The following is a 19,255-nucleotide window of genomic DNA, read 5'->3' as shown; positions in this document are numbered from 1 at the left end:
AAATGCCGCAGCAATAATTACTGCGGCATTGTTGTTTGTATCGCTTAAAAGATTGTTACGTCTGCTTTTTCAGCAATATAATCTATAGCAAGTTGTGCTCGCACACTGTTACCTGCTTTATCTAATTTTGGTGAAAATACCGCAATGGCGAATTTACCTGGTACGACTGCGATGATCCCACCACCAACGCCACTTTTTGCTGGCAGACCCACTTGATATGCCCAATCACCGCTGGTTTCATATAGTCCCGCGGTGGTCATTACCGCTAATACACGGGATACATTCTCTGGCTCCATCAGTTTTTTACCCGTGATAGGGTGTACGCCTGCATTTGCCAGCACCGAGGCCATCATTGCTAAATCTTTTGTGGTGACTCCCACAGAGCACTGGCGAGTGTATACATCAAGCGCTAAATCAACGTCAGCATAAAAACGATCGTATGATTTTAATAATTCAGCAATAGCACGATTGTGGCCGTTGCTTGCTGATTCTGACTGATAAATATCATCGAGCACTGTCAACTTTCGATTTGCAAAATCATTATACCAATGCGAAATTGACTCCCATTTTTGTTTATCTGTATCGCCATCGAGTAAGCTGACAGTCGCCATAGCACCTGCGTTAACTAAAGGGTTTACTGCGCGTGCTTGATTAAGTTCGATCGCCGTCACTGAATTAAATGGCAGGCCTGTTGCATTTACGCCAATTTTTTCTTGGATAGCATCCGCGCCTTGCTGCTCCATTGCTAATGAGAGCGTAAATACTTTGGAAATTGACTGAATTGAAAACTCCGTATCAACATCACCTTTGCTATACACTTTGCCTTTTGCCGTTACTAAGGCAATACCAAACAGGTTGGAATCGACCTTAGCTAGAGCAGGAATGTAATCTGCATTTGCGCCTTCTTGTACATCTTTATATAAAGCATGTGCTGTACTGAGAACCTGTTCAAATTGCGACTCTGAAGGAGGGGTTTTAGCATAACTAGGTGTTACTAAAACTACTGACAGGGCTATCAAACAGGCTTGCAATGTTTTTGTCATGGTAGTTCCTTATTAATATTTAAAACCAATAGATGTTTGTAGCCTGACGTTATCAGCATCTTCATTACCAAAACTTGTAACTTTACCGTATTGTAACTCAACACCGACTCGCGACATTACAGTGGGGTTCCAAACAACATTTACGTTTGAATAGAGTGAATTACTAAGTGCACGGCTGCGTTGCGATGTAATATTATCAATATCAACGTAGCCAAAGCCGATAGAGCTGGTGTATTTGTCACTCCATTGGTGATCTAAATAGGCGTAGCCAACGGTGATTGGGATTGCCTGCAGCTTGCCATTAATATCGATACCTGCATCACTGCCACCTGTTGCAACACCATCAGCCGTGCCATCTGCATAATAACTGCAGCACGCATCGTTGACGTAGCGGCCGATCCCTTCGCCATGAGTAAGCTGATATTTTAGTGTGTTTTTGCGGTCTATGGCGTATTTACCCGAGACGTTAATACCCCAGCCAACCACTTTGTCATCGCTGCTACTGGTTTCATAGCCAAGTTGACGTAAAATAATTGATGATTTTATGTAGCCTTTTGCAAAGCCATTGATGTAACTGGCGGTAATATCAGGTAAGTCATTTTGTTCTATGTATAAAAAGTCATTACCAGTTACAAAATTAGGCAAGGCTAAATCAGCATCTGACTTTTCAATGGTGAACATGAACTTATCATCAGCGTTGGTATACAGGTTATAGCGCAGCTGCGGCTGGCGAGCAAATACCACTGAATTTGGTCCCCAATAATCCATGATATTTGGGAACGCATCTATATCCATAAAACCAGAAAACGTTTGTCCAGCTCCCCAATTTCCGAGCTCCCCCCATAAATGGGTAAGGTTAAATTTAGCATTACCTTGTGAGTCAAACAGGTCAACACCTAAGCGGGTGGTCATTGCACCATATTGAGTGGGGGTGGAACTGTTAATAGATAAATTGGATTGGCCTGCGCTAAGCGTTGTTTTATCCTGTGTTGTGCCTTTGTCATAGGCAATAGAGGAGGGTTGAAAACCCGCTCTATTGGTCATTTCACCACTGTTGTAGATTGCATCTAACCAAATTTGCCCGCTAATTTGCAAAGTTGTGTCAGAGTTAGTTAATTGAATACTTTTATCTGGTGCGTCAAATTGGTAGCTAGGCCTTTCTAAAATGCGTGCGGATAATGCCGATGAAATCGCCACTTCTGCCGCTTTATCTGCAATGCGTGCAGAGACCATGGTTTCTCGCTCTAACTGCTCAATTTTACGGTCTTTTTGCGCGACTTGCTGTTCAAGTTCAGCTAAACGTTTTTCTAGTCTATCGAGGCGTTTATCTGTCTCATTGGCCAATGCAGGTTGTAAGTATAAAATGGCTACGATTGCACTACTACAAACTGAACGACGAAATATTCTCATCGGCATATCCTTAAAGTTCTATACCTAACTGAACGACCATTTTGTAGTCATCATTTTCTGGGATAGTGCCATCCGAATTAGCGATGGGCGATTTTAAATGATCCCAAACAAATGAAACGTCAAAATCGATGTCGTCGGTTATATCAAATGAAGCACCGGCTTTAGCTGCCTGAGCATTTCCCCCAGCAGCTGTTTCAGCAAAAGTAAATTTATAGTCAAACGAAAGGTCTATGTCTGAGGTTAGTTCGTATTCATAATGCGATTCTAAATAAAATGAATTCGAGGAGTTTTCTGTATCAGAGCCTTCTTGAACAGCATCAAACTCGGTGTGCTGATAAGAAGGACCCATACCAATATCCCACTCGGTTTTATCTGTATCAATTATGTAATAACCGATACCGGCACCAATTGTATATTTGTGTGCAATATTTTGAAACGGGTCACGGAAGTAGTCAAAAGATATCGGTCTAAAGTAAAGTGATTGAGTATAAAACCAGTCAAATGTGCCGCTGGCTCTCATATTGTTTTCGGTAATTTCACTGTCGTTAGTGGTTCTATCTGCCAAGGCGTTTATTAATAGTCGATTTGTGGCAGTTCTACGCTTAATATCCACCGACGCGGAGTATTCGGTTTGTTCAGTGTTACCTTTACTTATATTTGCACCTATACCCACCTTTATACTCCACGCACTTAAAGCCGAATCAGCAGTGGGTGCAACCGAGACTAAATCACTGTATTTGTATTGATCTGGGCGGCCCATGCCGACCATCACATAGCCACCAGAGATATTAAGTGGGCCTTCGAGTACGGTACCGTCATTGAATCTAACGGCATGGTTACGACCAGAAATAACCATGTAGATATCATCACGATCAATCATTAAGGTATCGAGTACATCACTTTCAAACTCAAGCTGCTTATCGTAATAGGCAGTGATCTCGCCTTTTAGCCACTCTCCAGATGTTAATCTTACCCAGTCGTATTTTTCGGTATCTTTTACTACAGCGTGTTGTTCATCCAAAAAAACGTCTGGTGTTTGTTCTTTCGCAAAACAAGTAAAAGTGCTTATTGATGCGATAGCTAGCGCTATAGGCAATAGTTTCATTATACAATCCTTGATTATTGCAGTTTCTAAATATCGACCTAATGCTAGACCAAGCTAAAAACAATGTATAGCTTTAGGTACGGTGAGTTTTTAATTATTACTTGAAAACAGACGTTGATGCGTTTTAAACGCATATTCGTCTGTCATACCACTTAGGTAATCACAAATAACACGTTGCGTATTGCCGTTTTGTTGTTGTACTTGACGAAATATGTTCGCCGTTGTTTCGGGCAATAGCCGTAAGGGCTCACAGGCAAATGCTTCAAATAATTCAATGATTAATTTTTGCCCTTTAAATTCAATTTGCTGCATATGTGATGCGCGTATCAGTCGTTGATAAATGAATGACTTTAGTGCATCGAGTAGCTGCTGGTAACTTTCAGGCAATACCACAGTGAAATTTAAAATTGGACTATCAAATACACACTCAGTATGTGTAATAGATGATTGAGTAATAAACAAGTTTACTAATTCACCAATCACATCTTTTCGTTGTGCTTCGCTGCCTAAAAATAGCCGCTCGGTTATTTTGCTGTGTATTAACCATTCACACTCAACGTGGGCAAGTGCAGGCAAAGCGTGATTTTGCCATTCTTTAAGGGTGATTTGCTCCGTTGCAATGGCATCTTCAAGATCATGCACTGCATAAGCAATATCATCGGCAAGTTCCATAATGGCAGCATCGAGGGATTTAAAGCTGGTTTTAGAGCGAAACTCATCAATTGCTTTAAAGTGGCCTAAGCGCTGTTTATCAGCGGGAGTGAGTGGGGCTATGATCCAGTCGAACGTCGCTTTATCATCACTATAAAGGCCTTTCGCTGGTCGCCAGTCATCCGCTTTGATATAAGCGCGTTGTGGTTCGTGATTGGGTATGGTGTGCCATAAATCATCGATAAAAGCAGGGTATTTGATAAACCCAAGCAAAGTACGCCGCGTTAAGTTCATACCGTGGCCATCACTGTATGGCTCAAGATTTGATACAATTCGGAGTGTTTGCGCGTTGCCTTCAAAGCCACCATGATCTCGCATCATATAATTAAGCGCAATTTCGCCACCATGGCCATAAGGAGGGTGACCTATATCATGAGCTAAGCACAGTGTTTCAAGTAAACTGGGATCGGGAAAATGGTTAAAATTAGGGTGTTGTTTTTCTAGATGGCGAAGTAAGCCACTGCCAATTTGTGACACTTCTAACGAATGGGTTAACCGTGTGCGATGAAAATCATTTAAGCCAATGCCCATTATTTGAGTTTTTGCCTGTAAACGACGAAATGCGGCTGCATGGATTATACGGGAGCGATCCACCTGCCAAGGTGAGCGGTTATCATTAGGGCGGTGTTTCTTTTGATCAATAATACGACTTTGCCAATCTAATTCCATGAAATGAATATCCAAAACTTCTTCAAGGTTTATATGAGCTTAATTGTAGCCGATTTTTTTAGATTATAAATCATTCAGGTGTGGATATTCGCCTTTATTTGAGTGGTTAGGTATAATGGCCAGTCACATGCATGTGGATAGACCATGCATATATGTTAGTTTTTTTGAGAGAATACATGCTAAAGTTCCTTTTTCGTTTAATTGTTAGCCTATTTTTTATCTGGGCGTTGAGTTACCCATTCATAGAAAAATCGACTTCATTAATTGATAATGAAACAATTGCAACCAAACCCGCAATTAAAAAACCAGAAAAACCCTTACACAATGTCAAACTACCTGATTTTAATAGTTTTACTGATGTAAAAGAAAAAAAACATGCGTTTTTCGACTTTATTCGTCCACATATTGAAGCTGAAAATAAGAAGATTTTACAACAGCGAGCTACGTTAGAAATTGCGTTGATGATGGTGCAATATGACGAGCCACTAAGTAGTACGCAAACTAAACAAGTTAAAACGATTTTAAATAGTTATAAATTACCAGCGACCATAGACAGTTTAGCGTTAAAGCAAGCGCTGCGTCGGGTTGACATCATTCCCAAAGAATTGGCATTGATGCAAGCTGCCAACGAATCTGCATGGGGAACCTCACGTTTTGCTCGCATTGGTTTAAACTTTTTTGGTCAATGGTGTTATAGCAAAGGCTGCGGTATGGTGCCGAATCGGCGTAACAGCGGTGCAGAACATGAAGTTGCAGCGTTTAAATCTGTGCGTGCAGCGGTTAATTCATATTTCAAAAACATTAATACCCATGCAGCTTATAAACAGTTACGCAATATTCGCGCCGATTTACGTCAGCAACAGAAACCGATCACAGCTACTCAATTGAGCTACGGATTGACTTCATATTCTGAGCGCGGTGAAGAGTATATTGAAGAACTAAATCAGATGATCAACCAAAATAGAGCTTACTTTGATGAATAATCCAGTGCGTTGTGTTAGCAATATGATGGCTGTTGCCATTGTATTTATGGCAAGTTTTAGTGTTCAAGCAAAAGAATTTGTGGTTTCTTATGATGGTTTTTACGACCGATTAAAAGTGGTTAATAAAGGTGATTTTCAATTTGCCCAAGTTAATTTTTATATCACTGATATAGCCACTAATGAGGAATGTTTAATTAAAAATGGCCGCATTATTACTGAGCGAGAAGAATTTCCACTCAATTACACAGAGCAAGCTCAGTTATTATTACCGTACGACAAACAGCTTGATACAAACAAAGCTGTGGTTGTGATTGAGCCACTTAATGAAAACCATGATTGTCAGTTAAAACTGCAAATAGAAGCTCGCGAGTTCACTAACAGTAATCTAAATAAGCATCAGTTATACCAGCTTGACCAAGAGTTTGATGAGTTACTCTCCAACTTATCTGGATTTTTTGTTAGTAAATTAATGAGCTTTTTATTACCTGAGCAAAAAGGAGTGGTACTGACATTTACTTCACCTGTGACTATCGCTGATCCAGCTTTTGACTGTCAAGAATCGGTTTGTCATGTCAGTGTCGATGAGCAATGGCAAGATGATAAAACCGCATTTGCTATCTCTACACCATTGCTAAAAGTGACGCCATGGATTGCTAAATAAGCGCTAATAGCGTCAACTAATTCCTTTGCCTTTATTACTGATGAAATAGATAACATGATCAATAAAACCCACTTTATAGAGCATTTACGTTTTGCTTTAGGCGCTCAGTTAGAAACGGCCAAAATGGCGGCCAAAACAGCGCATGATACAGCAACTCATGAAGAGAATATCGCAGAAAACAAATATGACACTCTTGGCTTGGAGGCAGCCTATTTAGCACAAGGCCAGGCGCAACGGGTGAACGATTGTTATCTGAGTATTCAACAATTTGAACAAAGTTTTAAAGAAGTTATCAGCGACCAAGTGACTGTTGGTGCTTTGCTCTGTGTTGAGTATGAGTCAGGGACGCAGGCATGGTTTTATATGGGGCCAAATGCTGGAGGATTAATTGTCGAACATAAGCAATATCAGGTTCAAGTACTGACTCCCCATGCGCCATTAGGTAAAGCACTATTAAATAAGCGATGCGATGAAAAGGTGACATTGAGTATTGCCGGGAAAAGCCAACAATTGACTATTATTAACCTACTTTAATCCATCAGTTACGGCTACAATACATTTTTAAATTCAATTATATTCAATGGTTTAGATGGAGGTTCGATACTTTCTAAAAGGCGTTTTTTTTAGATATTCTAATTGTAACGTCATTGATTAAATTTACTTATCCTAACGCTAAAAATTACTCGTTGGTAAGACGAATAAAAACCCTTTATAAATCACCTGTAGATTAAGCAGTAGCTAAATCTAAAGCACCCATCCTGTTAAGTACATGTGTTATGCACAACTATTACTTAGCAGTATGGGTGTTTCTATTTAAATTGATTTTTATATATTTTTATTTTGACTTATTTTAGGAAAAGTCGTGTTTAAAACCTTGATTGTGGTTGATAACAACGAGCAGTCACTTGCTCACTCATTCGAAAACGTAATTACCTTCAATACCTACTTACGAGATTATCCAAAGCATAATGAGCCAAAAACGCGCATTATTAATTTATGCGACTCAAGCCAATACTTGAGTAAAGGCTATTATTGCTCATTACTTGCAGAAGCACGTAAACACCAAGTTTTACCGAGTGTTAAAACCATAAATGCGTTGCGCAGCGGGCAAACTTTGATGCTCAACATTGGCGTGCTTACTGATGCTTTATACTTTGGTCATGCAGTTAATGAATTACAAAGTAAAGCAGCCAAAGCCGTATTTAAACAGTACCCAGCACCCATTTTATTTGTTGATCAACAAGGGCTATTAAAACAAGGTTCATTGGCGTCATTGAATGACCAACAGCACCAGGACTTTGTAGCTAAACTAACTGAGTTTACGCAAACGCAGTGGCGCATTAGTAGCACCCAAAAACGTTTTCGTTGGGATATGGCAATTTTGGTCGATCACAATGAAAAAGTACCACCAAGTGATAAAGATGCGATTGCACGCTTTATTAAAGCTGCCGGTAAACATGGTATTCATGCGCAGGCACTGAGTTTTGATGAGATAGATAATATCGCTCAGTTTGATGCGTTGTTTATTCGTCAAACCACAGCAATTGATCATCCAACGTATCGTTTAGCAAGCAAAGCACAGAGCTTAGGATTAGTAGTAATTGATGACGCAGAGTCTATTTTACGTTGTTGTAATAAAGTGTATTTACACGATGCGTTTAATTACCAAAAAGTGCCGAGTTTAAAAACCTTGGTGGTGGCAGATCAAAGTGATGAAACCATCACTCAACTTGAAGATAGCTTCACCTATCCGTTAGTGCTAAAAATGCCGGAAGGATCGTTTTCTAAGGGGGTGTATAAAGTTGCGGATCGCACCGAGTTGGTTGCTAAACTCAATGAGTTGTTTGAATTTAGCGCTTTAGTGCTAGCTCAAGAGTATATGTATACCGAGTATGATTGGCGAGTAGGGGTGCTAAATGGTCGTGCTATTTATGCATGTCGTTATTTAATGGCGCGAAATCATTGGCAAATATACAACCATGATGCGAAACGGTTTTTCTCTGGTGGTTTTGAAACGCTGCCAACCTTTGAGCTACCAAAAGCGGTGCTCGATGCGGCATTAAAAGCCTGTAAAACGGTTGGTAAAGGCTTGTATGGCGTTGATGTAAAAGAGCATCAAGGCCGTGCTTATGTGCTTGAAGTAAACGATAACCCAAGCATTGATCATAAAGTTGAAGATGGCTACCTGGGCGATGAGCTGTATATGATCATCATGGATGAATTTAAACAGCGGCTTGAAGCCCGAGGTCGAGGTTAATGTCTGATCATAATGTGGCAGTACGCGCTGCCACAGAGGCTGATTTACAGGCACTACTTGCAATAGAGCAACAAAGTTTTAGCCAAGATAGATTAAGCGCACGTAGTTTAAAGCGTTGGATCATAGCGAAACACGGTATCTTGTTAGTCGCTGAATCGGCTAATCAATTACTTGGGTACGGGTTGGTGTGGTGTCATAAAGGCACACGTTTAGCCCGTTTATATTCGTTAGCAGTAACACCACAAGCACAGGGTAAAGGCATTGCTCAGCAATTACTAAACGCGCTTGAGCGTGCCACGGCTGAGCGTGGGCGGGTGTTTATGCGCCTTGAAGTGGCAGTCAATAATTTAGCCGCCATTGCCTTGTATAAAAAACTTGGCTATCGGGTATTTGGTCAATATAGCGATTATTACGACGATCACAGTGATGCGTTACGAATGCAAAAAAACATTCGTAATACCAATGAGCTTGAGTTTACCCGAGACACACCGTGGTATCAGCAAACAACCGAGTTTACCTGTGGCCCTGCGGCTTTATTGATGGCAATGTCATCAATAAAAAGAACCACTATCACGCAAGTCAGTGAACTTGATATTTGGCGAGAAGCAACCACCATATTCATGACCTCAGGTCACGGTGGTTGTCATCCATTAGGACTGGCACTTGCGGCAAATAAACGTGGTTTTAAAGCGCAAGTTATTATTAATAACCGCGATACATTGTTTGTTGATGGAGTAAGAAACGACAACAAAAAGGCGATTTTACATACGGTCCACAATCAATTTGTAGTCGAAGCAATTAACCACAAACTGGATGTTAAATACCAAGAATTAACGCTTGAACAGATTGAGCGATGGCTTGGCGAAAAAATGGCCGTGGTGTTGTTGATCAGCACCTATCGTTTTGATGGTAAAAAATCGCCGCATTGGGTGTGTGTGACTCACTTGGATGCGCATTGTTTATATGTTCACGATCCGTTTTGTGAAAGCGACAAACAACTAGCGATTGATTGCCAACACGTACCAATCGCAAGAAGTGATTTTATGAAAATGGCTAGTTTTGGCAGTTCTCGCTTGAGCACCGCTTTGGCGCTAGCGATATGATGTTGTAGTAGGAAATACAGTGACAGTATATGAACTTTTAGATATTGCCCCTTATTCTTGGTCAGCTATTGGCAGTGCTGCATTTTGTGGTGCTTTAATAGGCATGGAGCGACAATTACGCGGTAAACCTGTGGGGATCCGTACTTCTGTGCTGATCATTCTGGGCACTTATTTGTTTTTAGCCACCGCTTTTATGCTGCATGGTGATGTGATTGACCACTCGCGCGTGGTTGGTCAAATTATTACTGGCATCGGCTTTTTAGGTGCTGGAGTGATGCTCGCTAAAGATGGTGCTGTGGTAGGAGTTACATCGGCTGCCACAATCTGGGTATTAGCAGCCATAGGGGTGGTGATCGCGACTAATAACTTATTAGCAGCAATTAAACTGTCGATATTGGTCGTTGGGATTTTATATGGGGTGGATGTGCTTGAAGCTAAGTTTAAAAGTTTGAGTAAAGGTGTCCATCGGCATGTGAAAATTTACTCTAAACGGTATTACAGAGGCAATAAAAAAGAGCAAGAACGCCACGATTAAGTGGCGTTTTTTGTTTAATTAATTGCCAAATAACTTTCTTCTCACCACGTTACGGTAATCACTGGGGGTTTGCGAGAGTAATTTTTTGAACACGCGGGTTAAATGCCCTTGGTCGTTATAGCCCACCTCTAGTGCCACTTCTTGAATTGATAAGTTTGATGATGCTAATAACTCCTTTGCCGTTTGCACCCGAAGTTGTTGCCAGTATTCAATGGGACTTTGATTGGTCGCAACTCTAAACCGGCGTGTAAACGAACGATAACTTAAGCCAAATAATTGCGCCACCTCGGTTAGGCTTTGCTCTGCGGCTAAATTGTTTTTTAGCCAAAATTGAATTTGCGCAATCAGTTCGTCAGGGTGTCTATCTACAGCTCCCTCAAGATAGCGCTGATCTTCATAAGGTTTGCGTATTTCGTGTGAAAAGTTACGCTCAACATGCTGAGCAGCTGCTTGTCCATAATATTGACTAATAATATGCACGATCACATCCGCTAACGCATTCAAACTTGCCACGCTGTATAAACGTTCTGATTGGGTGATGAAAAAGTCAGGTTTGAGTAATACCTGTGGATAATCACGCTTAAATTGCTCTGCGTAATGCCAGTGGGTTGTCGCTGGGTGACCATTTAATAGGTTGGCCTCAGCGACTAAACAGTTACCAGTACCCACACCAATAATTGAACTACCTTGCTGCCAACTGCTCGTAAGCCACTTTACTAAGCCTTGATTTGTCCTAACAACAGGGCGAGGGTTGCGCCAAATACCAGGAACAATGATCAAGTCACTATACGGAGCGTCGGCATAGGTGTACTCAGGTAAAATTGCCAAGCCACTGCGATTTTGAATCGGCTTGTTATCTTCTGCAATCAAATTGATCAGCAGTGGCCTAAACTGCATTATTATTCCATCGCCTTTTGCATGACCTTTTGCGTAGGCTTCTCCCGCTCTGAGCATCTCAATAGGTAGCGTTAAACTAGTGATCAATAAATGCTGATAGACCAAAATACTGATCTGTAACGGGCTATGTTTGAGATTTTTGTCCATTAAATTGCTCCGACCAGTTACCTTTGGCCTGTTAGGCTTGTTATTTGGCTATTTAAGCACAATGTTGGCGGTAAAATCCATCTAAACTAGCTACTTCTCCTATAACACGTTTTCTCAAGGTAAATTATGACAGCATTACCCGTTATTGTCGGCATGGGCGGAATTAACGCCGCGGGCCGTACCTCATTTCATCAAGGTTATCGTCGTATCGTGTTAGATAATTTGACTGCCGACGCACGTCAAGAAACTTTCCTAGGTTTAGCGACTTTAATGAATCTTGTATCATTACAAGAGGGCGAATTAAGAGACCAACAAGGTAATTTAGTAAAGCAAAGCGATATTGAAGCACAATTTGGCGAACAAATTATTGCTGGTACGTTGATCCGTAAAATTGAAGAAAACCATTTTGATGTTGATGCAACGCCATGGCAGCAAAAAATGACGTTAACGCTTAGCGATGAGCAAGCTATCGTATTTGAAGCACGACGTCGTGACTTACCGCAGCCAATTCCGTCAAGCTGGTTAATTGAAGATTTAGCCGATAAAAAAGTAAAAGTTACCATTAGTGCTGAGCTTGATATAAAGCACGACAGCACCCGTGACAACCCAATAAAAGCAGCTGGGCAATTACCGACAGGCTTTGATCCTGCCAGTATGTATAACAGTCGTTACCAACCGCGTGGTTTACAAGCCACCATTTTTGCGGCAACGGATGCAATTCGCTCAACTGGCCTTGATTGGCAACAGATCATGAACAGTGTTGAACCAGATCAAATTGGTACTTATTCTGCGTCTGTTGTAGGGCAGGTGAATGATGAAGGGCTTGGTGGTTTAATTCGTTCGCGCCAGCAAGGCGAGCGTGTTAGCACTAAACAGTTAGCACTTGGTTTAAATACCATGTCTACTGATTTTATCAATGCTTATGTTACCGGTAATGTGGGTACTACGTTCACCACATCAGGGGCTTGTGCCACGTTTTTATATAATCTACGCGCAGCTGTGAATGATATTCAAGCTGGGCGAACTCGTGTCGCTGTTGTCGCGTCTTCAGAATGTGCTATTACCCCTGAGATCATTGAAGGTTTTGGTAATATGGGCGCATTGGCTAACGAAGAAGGTCTAAAGCGTTTAGATAACACTGAGACGGTAGATCATCGTCGTACCAGTCGTCCATTTGGTGAAAACTGTGGCTTTACCATCGGTGAAGGCGCGCAAGTCGCGATTTTAATGGATGATGCGCTCGCATTATCGCTAGGTGCCGATATCATGGGCTCAGTAGCTGATGTGTTTGTAAATGCTGATGGCGTAAAAAAATCGATCACAGCACCTGGGCCTGGTAACTACATCACCATGGCAAAATCTGTAGCATTAGCGGCTAATATCTTAGGTGCGGAAGCTGTTCAGCAACGCAGCTTTATTTTAGCGCATGGCTCAAGTACACCGCAAAACCGTGTAACTGAATCCCTAATTTATCATCGTGTAGCGCAAACCTTTGCAATCGATAACTGGAAAGTTGCCGCGCCTAAAGCGTATGTAGGGCATACCATTGCACCTGCAAGTGGCGATCAACTAGCTATGGCACTGGGAGTATTTAGTCACAACATTATGCCGGGTATTACCACTATAGATAAAGTGGCTGATGATGTGTATAACCAACATTTAGATATTCGTACTGAGCATTATCAATGTGCTGATATGGATATCGCCTTTATCAATTCAAAAGGCTTTGGTGGTAATAATGCTACAGCTACTGTGTTATCTCCAAAGGTAACCATGGAAATGTTAGCAAAACGCCATGGCAGTGATGTGATGAAAGCATACGCAGTGACAAATCAAACCGTCACGGCTGCACAAACCAGTTACCAACAGCAAGCCGATTTAGGCCAGTATGAGCTAATTTATCGCTTTGGTGATGGCATGATTGATGAAAATGACATTGTTATTTCACAAACCGATATGCAGATCCCAGGTTTTGACAAAGCAATTGCATTTACTAAAACGAATCCTTATCAAGATATGTTTTAAGCACATAATTCTTGTTTGGCAAGGCGCTTCTATAGCGCCTTTTTTAATGCTCGCATACTACTGCTTTAAACTTTACGAATTGTCATTGGCTGCATTTTTTTGTTGAATCACCGCAGTTTACGCGATCTGTCATTTTTCCTTGTTATAATTTCAAACTATTAAAAAGGCCAACGTTTGAGAGTCCTATGATCGCCAGTTTATTATTGTTAAGTGCTACTGCCACATTAGATAGCCATTTACCGCCATTACTACCATGGCAAGGGCAAAGTTTGACACTGATACAACAAAAAGGCCCATTAACCACTGACTTCGAACTTAGCGAAGGACTAAAATCGCCTAACTATCAGCAAACAATGGCGTTTGTTGACCGCCTTGTCGCGGCAAATCCGACTCAATTTCAAGTACAAACTATTGCCCATAGTGCCAGCGGCCGTGCGATTAAAATGGTTGTTGCCAGTGAAGAAGGCGCGTTTACGCCTACTCAGTTAATGCAAAATACAAAGCCGACGATTTTTATTCAAGCCGGGATCCACGCGGGTGAAATTGACGGCAAAGACGCCATGTTCATGTTACTGCGTGATATTGCAACTGGTAAGCGCCGTGATATTTTAAGCCAAGTAAATATCTTATTTATTCCCATTTTGAATGTGGATGGCCATGAGCGTAGTAGCCAGTTTAACCGCATAAACCAACGTGGCCCAGTAGAAATGGGTTTTCGCTCCAATGCTAACAATCTTAATTTAAACCGTGATTACACTAAGCTAGATACCCCAGAAGTGCGCGGTGTATTAAGTGTTATCAAACAGTTTAACCCGGATTTATATATTGATGTGCACGTCACCGACGGCGCAGATTATCAGTACGACGTCACTTATGGCTACAATCCAGTGTTTGCCAGTGAGTCACCGAGTGTTTCAGATGCGCTCAATCAATATTTTAAACCGGTAATTGACGAAAAATTACAAGCGCAAGGCCACCTTCCCGGGCCGTTAGTATTTGTCATGGATAAGCGTGAGTTTAAAAAGGGCTTAGCAGGGTGGGTTGCCACGCCTCGCTATTCCAACGGTTGGGGCGATTTACGTTCTTTACCTACTATTCTTGTTGAAAACCATTCGCTTAAACCCTATAAGCAACGCGTGCTTGGCACCTATGTATTTTTAGATGGGGCTATATCAGCATTAGCACAGCATCACCAGCAGTTAGCAGATGCAGTTAAAAAAGAGCAGGCATTTGTCCCAAGTAAACTGATTGTAGAGCGTAGCTACGCTAAACAGCCCGATACCGTGGCATTTGAAGGCATTAAATATACGCGCAGCCAAAGTGCCTTAAGTGGTCAGATGGAAGTGAAATACTTAGGTGAAAAGCAACATTATGATGCGTTGCCAATCTATTGGCAAAAAGACGTCAAAACAACCATTACTGTGCCTAGCGCGTTTTATATTCCGCCTGCGTATCCACAGATCATCGAAAAACTTAAGTTACATGGCATTGCGGTGCAAATTGTTACGACAGATGCGTTACCTGCAAATTTAAAAGTGGCCGTAGTGACAAACCATGAGTTTGATAAAGCACCGTTTGAAGGTCGCTTTAGAGTCAGTGCTGATTTTGACTTTGTTGATGTAGCTGAAAAGAATTTGACTGGTTGGTCTAAAATAGATACTGCACAACCGTTAGGTGAATTAGCCACCCATCTTTTACATCCAAAGGCACCTGATTCGTTTTTTGCATGGGGTGAGTTTAATACTATTTTTCAACGCACTGAGTATATGGAAAACTATGCGTTAGCGCCGTATGCCCGCCAAATGTTAAAAGATAAACCAGCGTTAGCATTAGAATTTGATAAAAAAATTCGTGAAGATGCCGCGTTTGCAAAAGATCCCCAAGCACGTTTAAATTGGCTTTATGAACATACACCATTTTATGATCAAGCTTATTTAAAATACCCAGTGCTAATGACATTTGCAGCTAACACTAAAATAAAGAATTAATATATGGAAATTATTACTCTACCGGTCACTGCTTTTGCACAAAATTGTCGGATTGTGATCTGTAAACAAACACGTCAAGCCGCCGTCGTTGACCCCGGTGGTGATGCTGAAAAAATTATTGCCGAATTGGCCAAGCACAGTCTTAATCTGCAATGTATTTTACTCACTCATGGTCATCTTGATCATGTTGGCGCGGCAAAAATACTTGCTGAGCACTTTGCAGTTGATATTGTTGGTCCACAACAAGACGAGTTATTTTGGTTTGATGCATTACCAATGCAAGCGCAAATGTTTGGCTTTGCACCAGTCACGCCTTTTTATCCACAACATTGGCTAAGTGATGGTGATATTTTCCCATTAGGTGAGCTGCGCTTTGAGATCCGTCATTGTCCAGGTCACACCCCAGGGCATATTGTCTTCTATGAAGCTAAGCACCAGGTAGTGATTGTGGGTGATGTGATTTTCAAAGGCTCAGTAGGGCGTACTGATTTTCCTAAAGGTGATGCGCAACAGCTACTCGCTTCAATTAAACAGCAAATTCTTACTTTGCCAGATGAAACCAAGATCCTCTCAGGGCATGGACCTGACACTAAAGTAGTTACAGAGCGCATATCGAATCCATTTATTAGTGGTAAATATGGTTAGTTAAGCATAAAAAATGCATAAAAACACAAGACTCGATTGCTAAAGCCATGTATAATTTAATCAATTTAGTAAAATAAAAAAGAAATAAAATGTCTCTAAATCACGTAGATCGCCAAATTTTGGCACTGTTACAGCAAGATGCTAGTCTTTCGACCGCAGACATAGCCGATAAAGTAGGCCTATCTCAGTCACCGTGTTGGCGTCGTATTGCAAAACTTGAGCAAGATGGCTACATCAAAGGCAAAGTTGCTTTATTAGATGAAAAGAAACTCGGTTTTGACATGTTAGTCTATGCGCACGTTCGTTTATCGAATCATGGTCGCACTAATCTAGCTGAGTTTGAACGCCTGATCTTAAGTTATGATGAAGTAACGGAATGTTACAGCATGGCAGGCACTATGGATTTTATGCTGCGAATTATTTCTAAGGGCATAGAAGGCTATGAACAGTTTGTGCGAGATAATTTATTAAACCTTGAGTTTGTTCAAGAAGTACATTCAAATGTAACCATGACGTGTGTAAAACGCAGTACAGCATTACCACTTTAATATCGCTTTAAACAGGCTAGAATAATTGTATACTTTAGCCTGTTCCCCTTCCCGCAATTGTTAACCTTAACTTAATTTGTTAGAATTCAGCGCTTTTTTGATCCCATACCCGCAAGAGGAATTCAATGTTTAACTTACTAAGCAAGGCGCCAAGCTCTGCTAAAAACGATATCTTATCAGGTATTACGGTTGCGCTTGCGCTCGTACCTGAAGCTGTTGCATTTGCGTTTGTTGCAAATGTAGAGCCTTTAGTTGGTTTATATGCAGCATTTATTGTTGGTTTGATCACAGCTATCTTTGGTGGTCGCCCTGGTATGATCTCAGGTGCTACCGGTGCACTTGCAGTTGTGATGGTAAGTTTAGTGCTGGATCATGGTGTTGAATACCTATTTGCGACCGTGTTATTGATGGGGATCCTACAAATACTAGCCGGGGTGTTTAAGCTCGGTAAGTTTATACGTATGGTTCCGCATCCTGTCATGCTGGGCTTTGTAAACGGGCTCGCGATCGTTATTTTCCTCGCCCAACTTGGCCAGTTTAAAGTGTCTGATGGCTCAGGTGGCGTGCAATGGATGACCGGCACGCCGATGATGATAATGCTGGCACTTGTGGCATTAACTATGGCTATAATTCATTTTTTACCAAAGTTAACGACTGCGGTGCCATCCACCTTAGTGGCTATTGTAACAGTCACTGCCATTGTGATGGGCTTTGATCTAGAAGCACGTACAGTACTTGATTTCTTAAAAGACATGACAGGTGACAGTGCCGCGACGATTGCTGGTGGTTTGCCTGAATTCCATATCCCAATGGTGCCGTTTACTTTAGAAACATTTAAAATTATTTTCCCTTATGCGCTTATTTTAGCCGCGATTGGTTTAATTGAATCTTTATTAACATTGAGTTTAATTGACGAAATAACAGAAACCCGTGGTCAAAGTAATAAAGAGTGCATTGGTCAAGGTGCTGCAAATGTAACCTGTGGTTTCTTTGGTGCAATGGGTGGCTGTGCAATGATTGGTCAATCGATGATCAATATTAACTCAGGTGGCCGCTCGCGTTTATCAGGGATAACTGCAGCAGTGATGTTGCTTGCGTTTATTTTGTTTGCTGCAGGCTTAATTGAAATGATCCCACTTGCAGCACTGGTTGGCGTGATGTTTATGGTGGTATTAGGCACATTTGAGTGGGCGAGTTTCAAAATGATGAAGCGTGTACCAAAGTCAGATGCGTTTGTTATTGTGTTAGTGTCAGGCGTGACTGTTATTACTGATTTAGCTATTGCGGTATGTGTGGGTGTAATTGTTTCAGCCTTAGTTTTTGCATGGCAACATGCAAAACATATTTTCACAACCAATTACATTGATGAACAAGGCTCTAAAGTTTATGAGCTACATGGGCCATTATTTTTTGGTTCAGTGAAAAAATTTGCAGAGTTATTTGATGTTAAAAACGATCCGAAAGACGTTATCATCGAATTCAAATACAGCCGAGTCGCCGATCATAGTGCTATTGAAGCCATTGACGCGTTAGCTGATAAATACACCAAAGCAGGCAAGCAGTTGCACCTTCGCCACTTAAGTAAAGATTGCGCTCTGTTACTGCATAAAGCACGTGATTTAGTTGAAGTGAATGTAATAGAAGATCCAACTTATAAAGTCGCCTCAGACAAGCTCGCATAAGCGGTTTATTTGAGTAAAAGCGAAGGCAGTGCCTTCGCTTTTTTGTATTCACGGCTTTGTTGTGTAGAATCAAAAGTAGCTAGATTAAATCGAGATTAAAGTTATATGTCGCAGTGGTTAGCATGGGCGAAACAAATACAGGCCATTAGTCAAACAGGTAAAACCTATACAAAAGATGGTTATGACTTGGAGCGTTATGAGCAATTAGCTGATATTAGTCACCAAATGTTAGCCTCGCTTGCTGAGCAACCTGTCAGTAGGGTTGAAAACCTATTTATTGATGAACAAGGTTATCCAACCCCTAAAGTTGATTTGCGCGCAGGCGTAATTGTTGATAATAAAATCTTGCTAGTGCGAGAACGAACTGACGATAAATGGTCGTTACCAGGAGGCTGGGCTGATGTTAATGAAGCTCCTCGCGAAGGGATCATACGTGAAGTGTTAGAGGAGTCAGGTTATCAGGTCACTAACCCTAAGTTAATTGCTTTAAAAGATCGCGCACTTCATGCTTATTTACCTGTATCTGCACAGCATATTTATAAACTATTCTTCTTATGTGAATTGATTGGTGGCGCACCTACGCTTAACTTAGAAGTGTCTGAAATTGGTTTTTTTGCTTTAGATAATTTACCCCAGCTTTCCACGGGCAGAGTGCTTGTTGAAGACATACAGATGCTCTTTGCACATTACAAGCAACCAGATAAAGCATTATTTATAGATTAACTGTTATTGCTGATCAATAAGTGAGACTAAGCTCGACTAGTCGCCAAGCTGCCTGTATAATTCGCGTCCTCTTTATACCGTCTTATTGTCTGTATTAACTTTTACTTACTTATGAATCGTTAA

At 41.2% G+C, this 19,255-nt stretch carries 17 protein-coding genes; 12 read left to right on the top strand and 5 right to left on the bottom strand.

Annotated elements, in window-relative coordinates:
• Positions 1-44: 44 nt before the first annotated feature.
• The 4 genes from glsA to A7968_RS12435 form a co-directional block, all read right to left on the bottom strand.
• Complete coding sequence (gene glsA, locus A7968_RS12450; protein WP_064666907.1) at positions 45-1,043, bottom strand: glutaminase A; 999 nt, start codon at positions 1,041-1,043, stop codon at positions 45-47.
• A gap of 12 nt (positions 1,044-1,055) precedes the next feature.
• Positions 1,056-2,453 (bottom strand): DcaP family trimeric outer membrane transporter, encoded by a 1,398-nt coding sequence (locus A7968_RS12445; RefSeq protein ID WP_064666906.1) that lies wholly within the window; start codon positions 2,451-2,453, stop codon positions 1,056-1,058.
• A gap of 10 nt (positions 2,454-2,463) precedes the next feature.
• Complete coding sequence (locus A7968_RS12440; RefSeq protein ID WP_064666905.1) at positions 2,464-3,558, bottom strand: DUF481 domain-containing protein; 1,095 nt, start codon at positions 3,556-3,558, stop codon at positions 2,464-2,466.
• Positions 3,559-3,648: 90 nt separating this feature from the next.
• Complete coding sequence (locus A7968_RS12435) at positions 3,649-4,938, bottom strand: anti-phage deoxyguanosine triphosphatase (RefSeq protein ID WP_064666904.1); 1,290 nt, start codon at positions 4,936-4,938, stop codon at positions 3,649-3,651.
• A gap of 176 nt (positions 4,939-5,114) precedes the next feature.
• Here A7968_RS12435 and A7968_RS12430 point away from each other — a divergent pair, with 176 nt between their 5' ends.
• The 6 genes from A7968_RS12430 (at position 5,115) to A7968_RS12405 (ending at position 10,477) form a co-directional block, all read left to right on the top strand.
• Positions 5,115-5,921: a glucosaminidase domain-containing protein gene (locus A7968_RS12430; RefSeq protein ID WP_064666903.1), complete on the top strand. Its 807-nt coding sequence runs from the start codon at positions 5,115-5,117 to the stop codon at positions 5,919-5,921.
• Positions 5,914-6,582: a DUF2987 domain-containing protein gene (locus A7968_RS12425; RefSeq protein WP_084448182.1), complete on the top strand. Its 669-nt coding sequence runs from the start codon at positions 5,914-5,916 to the stop codon at positions 6,580-6,582. Before A7968_RS12430 ends, A7968_RS12425 begins: the two co-directional genes overlap by 8 nt.
• A 57-nt stretch (positions 6,583-6,639) precedes the next feature.
• Positions 6,640-7,116 (top strand): hypothetical protein, encoded by a 477-nt coding sequence (locus A7968_RS12420; protein ID WP_064667134.1) that lies wholly within the window; start codon positions 6,640-6,642, stop codon positions 7,114-7,116.
• A gap of 328 nt (positions 7,117-7,444) precedes the next feature.
• Positions 7,445-8,839: a RimK family ATP-grasp domain-containing protein gene (locus A7968_RS12415; RefSeq protein ID WP_064666902.1), complete on the top strand. Its 1,395-nt coding sequence runs from the start codon at positions 7,445-7,447 to the stop codon at positions 8,837-8,839.
• Positions 8,839-9,942: a GNAT family N-acetyltransferase/peptidase C39 family protein gene (locus tag A7968_RS12410; RefSeq protein ID WP_064666901.1), complete on the top strand. Its 1,104-nt coding sequence runs from the start codon at positions 8,839-8,841 to the stop codon at positions 9,940-9,942. The genes A7968_RS12415 and A7968_RS12410 overlap by 1 nt, the downstream gene beginning before the upstream one ends.
• 19 nt (positions 9,943-9,961) lie before the next feature.
• A complete protein-coding gene (locus tag A7968_RS12405) occupies positions 9,962-10,477 on the top strand; it encodes an MgtC/SapB family protein (protein WP_064666900.1) in 516 nt (171 codons plus the stop codon).
• Positions 10,478-10,495: 18 nt separating this feature from the next.
• Here the strand turns inward: A7968_RS12405 and A7968_RS12400 are convergent, their stop codons facing one another.
• Positions 10,496-11,521 (bottom strand): GlxA family transcriptional regulator, encoded by a 1,026-nt coding sequence (locus A7968_RS12400; RefSeq protein ID WP_064666899.1) that lies wholly within the window; start codon positions 11,519-11,521, stop codon positions 10,496-10,498.
• Positions 11,522-11,647: 126 nt separating this feature from the next.
• On the opposite strand from A7968_RS12400, the gene A7968_RS12395 reads away from it, so the two are divergent.
• The 6 genes from A7968_RS12395 to A7968_RS12370 all read left to right on the top strand — a co-directional run bounded on the left by A7968_RS12395 (position 11,648) and on the right by A7968_RS12370 (position 19,132).
• Positions 11,648-13,546, top strand: a complete 1,899-nt coding sequence (locus A7968_RS12395; RefSeq protein WP_064666898.1) for a beta-ketoacyl synthase — start codon at positions 11,648-11,650, stop codon at positions 13,544-13,546.
• 185 nt (positions 13,547-13,731) lie between these two features.
• Positions 13,732-15,534: a M14 family metallopeptidase gene (locus tag A7968_RS12390; protein ID WP_064666897.1), complete on the top strand. Its 1,803-nt coding sequence runs from the start codon at positions 13,732-13,734 to the stop codon at positions 15,532-15,534.
• Positions 15,535-15,537: 3 nt separating this feature from the next.
• On the top strand, positions 15,538-16,179 hold the full coding sequence (locus A7968_RS12385; protein ID WP_064666896.1) for an MBL fold metallo-hydrolase: 642 nt from the start codon (positions 15,538-15,540) through the stop codon (positions 16,177-16,179).
• 89 nt (positions 16,180-16,268) lie between these two features.
• Positions 16,269-16,727 carry an Lrp/AsnC family transcriptional regulator gene (locus A7968_RS12380; protein WP_064666895.1) on the top strand — a complete coding sequence of 153 codons (459 nt, stop codon included), beginning with the start codon at positions 16,269-16,271 and terminating at the stop codon, positions 16,725-16,727.
• Between the two features lie 125 nt (positions 16,728-16,852).
• Complete coding sequence (locus A7968_RS12375; RefSeq protein ID WP_064666894.1) at positions 16,853-18,409, top strand: SulP family inorganic anion transporter; 1,557 nt, start codon at positions 16,853-16,855, stop codon at positions 18,407-18,409.
• Between the two features lie 105 nt (positions 18,410-18,514).
• Positions 18,515-19,132 carry an NUDIX hydrolase gene (locus A7968_RS12370; RefSeq protein ID WP_064666893.1) on the top strand — a complete coding sequence of 206 codons (618 nt, stop codon included), beginning with the start codon at positions 18,515-18,517 and terminating at the stop codon, positions 19,130-19,132.
• The last annotated feature ends 123 nt before the right edge of the window (positions 19,133-19,255 follow it).

The organism is Pseudoalteromonas prydzensis (genome assembly GCF_001661495.1).
GTDB lineage: Bacteria > Pseudomonadota > Gammaproteobacteria > Enterobacterales > Alteromonadaceae > Pseudoalteromonas > Pseudoalteromonas prydzensis.
The sequence above is the reverse complement of the archived record's forward strand: the minus strand, read 5'-3'. Positions and strand labels throughout refer to the sequence as shown.